This window comes from Bacillus sanguinis (assembly GCF_018332475.1).
GTDB classification, from domain to species: Bacteria; Bacillota; Bacilli; order Bacillales; family Bacillaceae_G; genus Bacillus_A; species Bacillus_A sanguinis.
This window is the reverse complement of sequence record NZ_BOQB01000128.1, coordinates 1-10,337: the sequence shown is the minus strand read 5'-3', so window position 1 is coordinate 10,337 and position 10,337 is coordinate 1. Positions and strand designations below refer to the sequence as shown.

General features: G+C 37.2%; 10 protein-coding genes and 1 other annotated feature. Of the genes, 2 read left to right on the top strand and 8 right to left on the bottom strand.

Annotated features, from left to right (window positions below; genetic code table 11):
• A partial coding sequence (locus KI369_RS15440) for a Clp protease N-terminal domain-containing protein (protein ID WP_212956538.1) occupies nt 1–590 on the bottom strand: 590 nt, incomplete at its 3' end.
• Between the two features lie 18 nt (nt 591–608).
• Nucleotides 609–1,325 (bottom strand): DUF554 domain-containing protein, encoded by a 717-nt coding sequence (locus KI369_RS15435; RefSeq protein WP_212956537.1) that lies wholly within the window; start codon nt 1,323–1,325, stop codon nt 609–611.
• Between the two features lie 216 nt (nt 1,326–1,541).
• On the opposite strand from KI369_RS15435, the gene KI369_RS15430 reads away from it, so the two are divergent.
• Nucleotides 1,542–2,645 (top strand): CapA family protein, encoded by a 1,104-nt coding sequence (locus tag KI369_RS15430; RefSeq protein WP_212956536.1) that lies wholly within the window; start codon nt 1,542–1,544, stop codon nt 2,643–2,645.
• Between the two features lie 52 nt (nt 2,646–2,697).
• A complete protein-coding gene (locus tag KI369_RS15425; protein WP_212956535.1) occupies nt 2,698–2,925 on the top strand; it encodes a hypothetical protein in 228 nt (75 codons plus the stop codon).
• An 80-nt stretch (nt 2,926–3,005) separates the two neighbouring features.
• Here KI369_RS15425 and ilvA read toward each other — a convergent pair whose 3' ends face one another.
• Genes ilvA through ilvE form a run of 6 tightly spaced genes read right to left on the bottom strand, consistent with a single transcriptional unit; the run spans nt 3,006 to nt 9,906 of the window.
• Nucleotides 3,006–4,268 (bottom strand): threonine ammonia-lyase IlvA, encoded by a 1,263-nt coding sequence (ilvA, locus tag KI369_RS15420; RefSeq protein ID WP_212956534.1) that lies wholly within the window; start codon nt 4,266–4,268, stop codon nt 3,006–3,008.
• A 31-nt stretch (nt 4,269–4,299) separates the two neighbouring features.
• Nucleotides 4,300–5,973, bottom strand: coding sequence for a dihydroxy-acid dehydratase (gene ilvD, locus KI369_RS15415; protein WP_212956533.1), 1,674 nt, complete (start codon nt 5,971–5,973; stop codon nt 4,300–4,302).
• 46 nt (nt 5,974–6,019) lie between these two features.
• On the bottom strand, nt 6,020–7,027 hold the full coding sequence (locus KI369_RS15410; protein WP_212956532.1) for a ketol-acid reductoisomerase: 1,008 nt from the start codon (nt 7,025–7,027) through the stop codon (nt 6,020–6,022).
• A gap of 14 nt (nt 7,028–7,041) precedes the next feature.
• A complete protein-coding gene (locus KI369_RS15405) occupies nt 7,042–7,272 on the bottom strand; it encodes an ACT domain-containing protein (RefSeq protein WP_212956531.1) in 231 nt (76 codons plus the stop codon).
• Entirely contained in the window at nt 7,269–8,984 is a 1,716-nt protein-coding gene (gene ilvB, locus KI369_RS15400; protein WP_212956530.1) for an acetolactate synthase large subunit, read from the bottom strand. The genes KI369_RS15405 and ilvB overlap by 4 nt, the downstream gene beginning before the upstream one ends.
• A gap of 22 nt (nt 8,985–9,006) precedes the next feature.
• The gene (gene ilvE / locus KI369_RS15395; RefSeq protein ID WP_048527269.1) at nt 9,007–9,906 is read right to left on the bottom strand and encodes a branched-chain-amino-acid transaminase; all 900 of its coding nucleotides are present in this window, start codon (nt 9,904–9,906) and stop codon (nt 9,007–9,009) included.
• Nucleotides 9,907–10,057: 151 nt separating this feature from the next.
• Nucleotides 10,058–10,297: a binding site (T-box leader), on the bottom strand.
• Nucleotides 10,298–10,337 lie beyond the last annotated feature (40 nt).

Genomic DNA, 10,337 nt, shown 5'->3' with positions numbered 1-10,337 from the left:
AAATTTTCTTTATATGTACGAAAGCCATATTCTATCGAATGTAACCACCGTTCACCAAATTCTGCTTCAACAAAGCTTGCTAATTGTTCAAAATCAGAAGCGTTAGCCTTTCTAACAGTACAAGTTAAATCATTATAAATAGGAACAAAACCTTTTAAATCGACTGCTAAATCTCTTGGCTCAGCTATAATACGTAATATATCTCTTTGCATCTGTGCATTTTCAATAACTAGATTTACACGAAATAATGCATATATAACATGTCCTTCATTCATTATTACTTGCTGAAAACGTTCCATACGTTTCTTCGCTATTTGTAAAATTTCTAACACCTTATAAGATAATTTATATTGTCCTATTTTTTCATACTCTTGATCCGTCAAATCATCTTGTTTTCGTAATGAAAGTTTTTCTAAAAAATCCGTACCCACGTTACGAAACAAATACATATACAACTCTCCGCAAACGCCAGTACCTTCTTTACACATTCCAATAAACAGATGAGTTGGTTGAATAATATTATTTTCCGCCTCTTCTGCTGCAATCTGCAATATTTTATGAATACGTTTTGTAAATTGAAATTCCTCCATATGTATGTCCACCCCATTTTACTTTACTATTAAACCGTAACCATAAATAAGTGAAACAATGATTCCAACTACCAATATACCTGGCAGTAAATTTGCCACTTTAATTTTAATAATACCAAGTAAGTTCAATCCAATAGCGGCTATCATAATACCACCTGTAGCTGTCATTTCCACTATAAATTGATTCATTAATTCTTTCGGGACCAAACTATTAATTTGTGTTGCAAAAATCGCAATACCTCCTTCGTATAAAATAACTGGAATCGCCGAAAATACTACACCAATTCCTAAAGTTGTCGTTAATATAATAGAAATAAATCCATCGATAATCGCCTTTGTAAATAAAATATCATGATTGCCGCGAATGCCGCTGTCGAGTGCACCAAGTACTCCCATCGCACCAATTGCAAAAATTAAAGTAGCCGTTACAAAACCTTCTGATATGCTGCCTTTCCCTTTCGATCCAACTTTATTTTCTAGCCAATCTCCTAACTGTTTTAGCTTTCCCTCTAATTGTAGCCATTCCCCGATGACGGTACCAATTACTAAACTTAGTATGACAACAAGAAAATTTTCACTTTTCAATGCCATTTGAAGTCCAAGCACAGTAACCGCTAAACCGATTGCATGCATAATTGTTCCCTTCATACTTTCTGGAATTCTACTAAATAATTTACCTAGTAAAGTACCAAATATTATACAAACGCCATTTACAACTGCTCCTAATATAACCATTTCTCATTCTTCACCCTTCGAATTCTTTATTTCTATATTTTGGTTTATTCATTGATTTACAGGTTATCTATATGTTAACTTAATATTGAGAATATTAACAAATGTTTTTCACTACATAAACTGCAATTTTTTGTAGTTATACATAAAGTGAAACTTTAACTAGCGCGAGTTTTACTACCTACAAATTGCGGTATAAATTCAAAAGGGAAGGTATTTATGAAAACTTTACTAAAACGATTTCTGTTAATAGCCTTTTGCATTACACCAATTGTTTTATTAGTTAACTACTCTTTTACTTCAAAAGCGAAAGACAAACCCGATTTGCAAAACAAATCTAGTAAAACTGCTTCAAAAAGTGAACAGAAAATAGAAGACCCTGAAATTACACTCACCTTCTCTGGTGATACAATGTTCGATTGGCAATTACGTCCTGTAATCGAAAAAAACGGGGCTGATTATCCATTCCAACATGTAAAAGAAGAAATAACAAAAGCTGATATTTCTTTCGTTAATTTAGAGTCAGCATTTACAATGAGAGAAAAGAAAGCTCCTGGACAACTATTTTGGATTAAAAGTGATCCATCCACACTACAAGCGATAAAAAACACTGGATATGACATCGTAAATATCGGAAATAACCATTCACTTGATTATGGGCAAGATGGATTATTAGACACGATTTCTCACGTAGAAAAATTAAAGTTCCCTTACATTGGAGCTGGAAAAAATGCAAAAGATGCATATACAGCACGAGAAATGACTGTAAAAGGGAAAAAGTTCAAATTCCTTTCCTTCGTTCGATTTATGCCTGATACGAATTGGGTAGCTGGTGACAATAAACCTGGTGTTGCGAACGGATATGATTTAAATCTCGTGACAAAAACAATTAAAGAGCAAAAGCAAGATGCAGACTATTTAATTGCTTATATGCATTGGGGCGTTGAAAAATCAAATCGTCCGGTAGAATACCAAAAACGATATGTTCCTAAAATGGTTGAAGCAGGAGCTGACGCGATTGTCGGAAGTCACCCACATTGGCTTCAAGGATTTGAGTATTATAATAAAGTTCCTATCGCTTACTCATTAGGAAACTTTTTATTCCCAAGTTATGTGAGCGGGAAAAGCGCCGAAACTGGCGTATTAACTTTAACTTTTAAAGGAAAGGATGTCCAAATGTCCTTCAACCCTTACATCATTCGCAACAACCAAGTTTCCCCTGTAAATGAGGACGAAAAGAAAAAAGCTCTACAATATTTACAAACAATTTCAACTGACGTAGAAATTGATGATACAGGGAACATAAAAAACAAACGAAACTAGACAACGCAAGATCTATTTCTCTGTAACATATTTTACAGAATAGGTGATGAACATGCTGAAAGACTTATTAGAAAATGTAAGTTTGTTAGAGAATATTTATAAAATATCTATAGCCGTTCTACTTTTATGTTCATTTTTTTCTGTTAGACTTCTAAAAAAAATAAAACGTGAACGAAAGCTTACTACCTTTGAATTTACTATGTATGTAATCATTCGTATTGCGATACTCTTTTGGTTAGCTAGCTTTATTCTTCTTGAATTTAATGAATATCTAGTTTAACTATAAAAAAGATAGAACAAGCATTATATTTCCTCGCTTGTATCTATCTTTTTTATTTGGGTGCTAACTCTTTCCTTCTATTAAATAAGCAAATCAAACAAAACAGGATTTTTATTAAGCTCCATAAATTGAATATTATTTTCTTTAAAGCGGATAATTAACTGCTCGTAATCTTCTTTATGTTTTAACTCTACTCCGACTAATGCTGGACCATTTTCCTTATTATGTTTCTTAATATACTCAAAGCGAGTAATATCATCTTCTGGCCCTAATCCTTTATCAAGAAATTCTCTTAGTGCACCTGAACGTTGCGGGAATTCAATAATGAAATAATGCTTTAACCCTTCGTAAATAAGAGATCGTTCTTTCATTTCTTGCATTCTATCAATATCATTATTTCCACCACTTAATGTACATACAACTGTTTTACCTTTAATTTCATCTCTATATAAATCAAGCGCTGCAATAGATAGTGCACCAGCCGGTTCAGCTACAATTGCATTTTTCTTATACAGTTCTAAAATCGTCGTGCAAACCTTTCCTTCTGGTACTAAAACAATGTCATCAATTACATCTTTACAAGTTTCAAATGTTAACTTTCCTACCTTTTTAACAGCTGCCCCATCAACAAAACTATCTATTTTCTCCAATGCGACATTTTCATTTTGAAGAAAAGCCTCTTTCATAGATGCAGCTCCCATTGGCTCTACACCAATGATTTTTGTAGCAGGACTAACACCTTTTACATATGTACCAACACCTGACGCTAATCCACCACCGCCGATTGCTGTAAAGATATAATCCACTGATTTCTCCATATCATGCATAATTTCAACTGCCACTGTTCCTTGACCAGCAATAACATACGGATCATCGAACGGATGAACAAACGTCATTCTATTATCCTCACAATAGCACTGCGCTTCTTGGAAAGAGCTATCAAATGTATCACCAACTAATACAATTTCCGCATAATCACCACCGAAAAATTGTACTTGCGATACTTTTTGTTTAGGTGTCGTTGTTGGCATGAATATTTTTGACGGAATCTTCAATAAATTGCACGTATAAGCAACTCCTTGCGCATGATTACCAGCACTTGCACAAACAACGCCGTTTTGTAATTGTTCTTCCGATAAGCTTTGAATCAAATTGTATGCACCACGAATTTTGAAAGAGCGAATCAATTGTAAGTCTTCTCGTTTTACATAAACGTCACAATCATATTTCTCAGATAGAACTGTATCACGTTGTAACGGTGTTTTAATAACGATATCTTTCATGCAATTATGTGCCATTAAGATATCTTCAATTTTCACTCTCTCCTTTACCCTTTGCACCATTATTTATCATCCTTATCTCTTTTAAATTGGCTCAATCAAAATCCGGGATTTTTAGAACTGCACCTGTATTCGCCGACGTTACCATCTGCGCATAACGTCCAAGCCAGCCAGTTTTCACTTTTGGTTCTGGTCGTTTCCACTCTTTTTTACGCTTCTCTAATTCTTCATCACTAACTCTTACTTCCAACAATCTTTCCTCAACATCGATACAAACGATATCCCCTTGTTCAAGAAGTGCAATCGTTCCGCCCGCAGCTGCTTCTGGTGAAATATGCCCTACTGAAATGCCACGTGAAGCACCAGAGAAACGTCCATCCGTTAATAGCGCAACATCTGCACCTAATCCCATACCGGCAATCGCTGAGGTTGGTGCTAACATCTCTGGCATACCAGGGCCACCTCTTGGTCCTTCATAGCGAATAACAACTACATCGCCTTTCTTAACCTTCCCAAGCATAATGCCTGCAAGCGCCTCATCTTGCGAATTAAAAATAACACAAGGTCCTTCAAATCGTTTTACTTCAGTTGCCCCACTTTTAATAACTGCCCCATCCTTCGCAAGGTTTCCTTTTAATATACGTAATCCCCCTTCTTCACTATGAGGGTTTTCAAGAGAATGAATCACTTCCTTATCTTTAATCTCTGCATGAGCAATGTTTTCTCTTAACGTTTGCCCAGTAGCAGTAATACGGTCTAAATGAAGTACCCCTTCTTTTCGGCTCATCTCTTTCAAAATAGCACTAATCCCGCCTGCACGATCAATATCTTCCATATGCCAATTGGAAGCAGGACTTACTTTACATAAATGTGGTACACGTCTTGAAACGGCATCAATGCGGTTCATATCGTAATCTAAACCCGCTTCTTGTGCGAGTGCCAATGTATGCAACACTGTATTCGTTGAACCGCCCATTGCCATATCAAGCGCGAACGCATCATCAATGGCTTCTTCTGTTACAATGTCTCTCGGTTTAATATCTCTTTCAATTAAAATCTTTAATTTTTCTGCTGCTTGTTTAATTAATTCTTCGCGTCTTGGATCGATGGCTAAAATACTTCCGTTACCAGGAAGAGCTAAACCTAACACTTCACATAAACAGTTCATAGAGTTCGCTGTAAACATACCGGAACAAGAACCACAAGATGGACAGCCATGATCTTCAATATCCTTTAACTCTTCTTCTGAAATTTTTCCAGATTGATAAGCTCCTACTCCTTCAAAAACAGAACTTAAATCGACAACGTCTCCTTTTGACGTTTTTCCAGCCGCCATCGGGCCACCTGAAACAAATACAGTTGGAATGTTAATACGAAGTGCAGCCATCATCATACCAGGTGTGATTTTGTCACAGTTTGGAATACAAATCATGCCATCAAACCAATGTGCATTTACAACGGTTTCTACTGAATCTGCAATAATTTCACGACTCGGAAGCGAATAACGCATACCGATATGCCCCATCGCAATACCGTCATCTACTCCAATTGTATTAAATTCAAATGGAACCATACCTGCTGCACGCACTGCTTCTTTAACAAGTTTTCCAAACTCATTTAAGTGCTTATGACCTGGAATAATTTCAATAAAAGAATTACAGATAGCTATAAACGGTTTATCAAAATCTTCATCTTTCAAACCAGTTGCTTTTAATAAACTACGGTGCGGTGCTTTATCAAAACCTTTTTTAATCATGTCACTTCTCATCTTGTCAAATCCCCTCTTACGTATTTTTCACTTACAATCACTTACTCTATTTCTTTACTAATTCTTTCGGTGCATGAATCCAGCTCATCATTTCACGAAGCTCTGCTCCTACTTTTTCTAACTGATGATTTTGCTCTGCTTTTTTCATCGCATTATATGTTGGACGCCCAGCTTGGTTTTCTAAAATCCATTTCTTCGCAAATTCACCTTGTTGAATTTCTGTAAGTACTCGTTTCATCTCTTTTTTCGTTTCATCTGTAACAATTCTCGATCCTGTTACATAATCTCCGAACTCAGCTGTATCTGAAATAGAATGGCGCATGTTCGTTAAACCACCTTCATACATTAAATCAACGATTAACTTTAATTCATGTAAACATTCAAAGTATGCAATTTCAGGTCGATATCCGCCTTCTGTTAATGTTTCAAAACCAGCTTTCACAAGGGCCGTTACCCCGCCGCAAAGTACCGCTTGCTCTCCGAATAAATCAGTCTCTGTTTCTTCTTGGAATGTCGTTTCAATTACACCTGCACGTGTACACCCTACACCTTTTGCATACGCAAGTGCTACATGTAATGCTGTGCCTGTTGCATCTTGATGCACTGCGACTAATGCCGGAACACCATTTCCTTCTTGGAATACACGGCGAACGAGATGACCTGGACTTTTTGGTGCGACCATCGCTACATCTACGTAACTTGGCGGATTAATTTGTCCGAAGTGAATATTAAATCCATGTGAGAAAAGTAACATTTGTCCTTCACGAAGATTCTCTTCTACTTCTGCTTTATATACATGTGCTTGCTGTTCATCCGGCAATAACATTTGTACAACTTGCGCGGTTCGAACTGCTTCTGAAACAGACATTACTTCAAATCCATCTGCTTTTGCTACTTCATACGATTTACCAGGCCTAACACCAACTACAACTTCTACACCGGAATCACGTAAATTTTGTGCCTGCGCATGACCTTGAGACCCATAACCAATTACCGCAACTGTTTTCCCTTGTAATAACTCTACATTTGCATCTTTCTCATAATACGTTTTCATATTCCATACACTCCTTATAATGTATTTACTTGCAGTACATCAATTAATTTTTTTAACTGACTAACAAGTAATGTCGCTTCATTTTCAGTACAAACTGCTGTGAGTTTCATTTCAGAAACGCCACTATTATCTCTCTCGTTTAAATGTAAAGAAGAAATATAATAACCACGCCGAGCAAAAATCCCACTTATACGTAATAAGACGCTTGGCTCGTTATGAATAACGAGTGAAAAAGTATGACTCATTCTTCCCACCTCTTCATAATCATTTCGTTATTCCCTTTGTTTGGCGGAACCATCGGAAATACGTTTTCACCTTCTTCTACACAAAAATCAACTACGACAGGACCTTCATGAGCGAATGCTTCTAACATCACTTGTTTCGCCTCTGTTGAATTTGTCGCTCTTAATCCCTTCACTCCATAAGCTTCTGCTACTTTCACAAAGTCTGGTGATCCAATTTTTGATTCTGATAAACGATTTTCATAAAACATTTCTTGCCATTGCCTTACCATTCCTAAAAATTTGTTGTTAATAATAAATACTTTTACAGGGATGTTATTTTCAGCAATTGTTTGCAGTTCTTGAATATTCATTTGAAAAGAGGCATCTCCTGCAATACAAATGACGAGTTCTTCTTCTTTCGCAAGCTGAGCACCAACTGCCGCCGGGAAACCAAATCCCATCGTTCCTAGTCCACCAGATGTAAGGAACGTCCGAGGTTTTCTCGCCTTATAGAAATGAGCAGCCCACATTTGATGCTGACCTACTTCTGTCGTAACAATCGCTTCACCATTCGTTAATTCACTTACTAGACTAATAACATGCTGTGGTTTTAACTCACATTTTTTTTGATTGTAGGAAAGAGGGTATTCCTCTTTCCATTCCTCGATTTTCGTAAGCCATTCATCCGTTTGTGTATAAATCGGCATATGTAACAACATGTGTAACGCTTTTTTCACATCTCCAACAATCGGATACTCTACCGTTATATTTTTATGAAACTCTGAAGGGTCTATATCAATATGTACCTTTTTCGAATGCGGAGAAAAGAGCTCTAATTTTCCTGTTACACGATCATCGAAGCGAACACCTAAAGCAAGCAGTAAATCACATTCTGTGACTGCCATGTTTGCCGCGTACGTTCCATGCATACCGAGCATTCCTAAAAATAATGGATCTCCCGGCGGATATGCACCCAGTCCCATTAAAGTTGAAACGACTGGAATACGATTCTCACTCGCAAACTTGAGGAGCTCATCGGATGAACCTGAATGAATGACACCTCCTCCAATATAAAGAAGTGGGCGTTTCGCTTTTGAAATTGCTTTAGCTACCTCTCTAAGCTTCATACTGTCTGGCATAGGCTCTAGTTTGTACCCTGGAATCTCAATTACTTCATTATAAAAACTTGTTACCTTTTCATTTTGAACATCTTTTGGAATATCGATTAATACAGGTCCCGGTCGCCCACTTTCAGCGATGTAAAACGCTTCTTGTACAATACGTGATAACTGATTCACATCACGAACTTGGTAATTATGCTTCGTAACAGGTACTGTAATTCCGACAACATCAGCTTCTTGAAACCCGTCTTTTCCGATGAGTGGTGTTGCAACTTGCCCTGTAATAACAACTAAAGGAATCGAATCCATATAAGCATCTGCTAAGCCCGTAACTAAATTCGTCGCCCCTGGGCCAGAGGTAGCAAAGACTACCCCGACCTTTCCAGAAGCTCTCGCATATCCTTCTGCCGCGTGAATAGCAGCTTGTTCATGACGAGTTAAAACATGCTTCAATCCACTTCCGTATAACGCATCGTATACTGGCAAAATCGCTCCACCCGGATAACCGAAAACAGTCGTTACGCCTAGCTTTTTCAAACATTGAATAACGTGTCCGGCGCCTGTCACTTCTTCACATTGCAATTTCTCACGTGTTGTATACTGCTGCTCCATTTTAATTAACTCCTCTCCCTACCTACAGTAAGCTTTCCGCCAGTCCTGGAACACGTACTCCTCTTTCTCTCGTTAACTTTTTAAATTCCTCTGTTAATTGTTTCGTTACACTTCCTGGTTTCCCATCTCCAATTTCTCTTGAATCAACTTTTACAACTGGAATTAATTCTGCTGCCGTTCCTGTTAAAAACACTTCATCTGCTACATATACGTCATGGCGAGTAAATGGCCTTTCCTCACATGGAATATGAAGTCGCTCACATAGCTCAATAACACTGTTTCTCGTAATGCCTTCTAGCGCTCCTAAATAAGAAGGAGGTGTTAACACCTTTCCATCTTTCACAACGAAAACATTATCTCCAGATCCTTCACAAACATATCCTTGTTGATTTAACATAAGTGCCTCTAGCACTCCTGCTTGCGCCGCTTCAATTTTTACAAGTACGTTATTTAAGTAGTTCATTGACTTAATACGTGGATCCAATGCATCTGGCGTGTTGCGCCTTGATGCAACAGATACAACGCTTAATCCATTATCGTAAAATTCCTGAGGGAATAACTTTAATTGTTCTGCAATGATAATAACGCTCGGTTTCACACAACTTCTAGGGTCGAGCCCTAAGTCACCTTTTCCTCTCGAGACAATTAAGCGAATGTAAGCATCCGCATACTCATTTTTTTGCAACGTTTGTAAAACCGCTTCTTCCATTTCTTCAACCGTCAATGGGATTGTAAGTAAAATAGATTTTGCCGATTCATATAATCGTTTTACATGTTCTTTTAAACAAAATACATTTCCACCGTAACTACGAATTCCTTCAAATACACCGTCTCCGTATAAAAAACCGTGATCATATACTGAAACAACTGCCTTTTCCTTTTCTACAAATTCCCCATTCATATAAATGTACTGGTTTCCCATCTCACATCGCTCCTCTTTTTTTCTCTCTATTTTTGCAATCTATTTCTATATCGATTGCTGAGATGAGTGTTTTAACAGAATATTCAGTATATAAACCTTAAAAATATACTCGTCTCAACAATCGATTACATACATACTTGTAGCGATCCATTGCTGAGACGAGGGAATCGTGGTACCACTCAGCTTCCTTACACTTCTCACGAAATATAAGCTCTGCAAGTCCAATTAGACTTTTGTTTTTCTATCGGAAACAACTCCGCTACTTTTTACTAGTTTTCAAAAGTAGTGCTCCGAGGTGATCTTCAATGATGAAATTGTTACCACCCTCACAGCTTCTAGGCGGCTCTCTGAAACAATTTTTATCATTTACTCTCCTCATCTACGCATTCTCTTATTCTATTTTTTAAAATAAAAACTCTCGCCTCAGCAAT

What these genes read in the sequence shown, in the direction of transcription:
- KI369_RS15435 (WP_212956537.1), bottom strand. Translation starts at nt 1,325, where the DNA reads ATGGTTATATTAGGAGCAGTTGTAAATGGCGTTTGTATAATATTTGGT.
- KI369_RS15430 (WP_212956536.1), top strand. Translation starts at nt 1,542, where the DNA reads ATGAAAACTTTACTAAAACGATTTCTGTTAATAGCCTTTTGCATTACA.
- KI369_RS15425 (WP_212956535.1), top strand. Translation starts at nt 2,698, where the DNA reads ATGCTGAAAGACTTATTAGAAAATGTAAGTTTGTTAGAGAATATTTAT.
- ilvA (WP_212956534.1), bottom strand. Translation starts at nt 4,268, where the DNA reads ATGGTGCAAAGGGTAAAGGAGAGAGTGAAAATTGAAGATATCTTAATG.
- ilvD (WP_212956533.1), bottom strand. Translation starts at nt 5,973, where the DNA reads ATGAGAAGTGACATGATTAAAAAAGGTTTTGATAAAGCACCGCACCGT.
- KI369_RS15410 (WP_212956532.1), bottom strand. Translation starts at nt 7,027, where the DNA reads ATGAAAACGTATTATGAGAAAGATGCAAATGTAGAGTTATTACAAGGG.
- KI369_RS15405 (WP_212956531.1), bottom strand. Translation starts at nt 7,272, where the DNA reads ATGAGTCATACTTTTTCACTCGTTATTCATAACGAGCCAAGCGTCTTA.
- ilvB (WP_212956530.1), bottom strand. Translation starts at nt 8,984, where the DNA reads ATGGAGCAGCAGTATACAACACGTGAGAAATTGCAATGTGAAGAAGTG.
- ilvE (WP_048527269.1), bottom strand. Translation starts at nt 9,906, where the DNA reads ATGGGAAACCAGTACATTTATATGAATGGGGAATTTGTAGAAAAGGAA.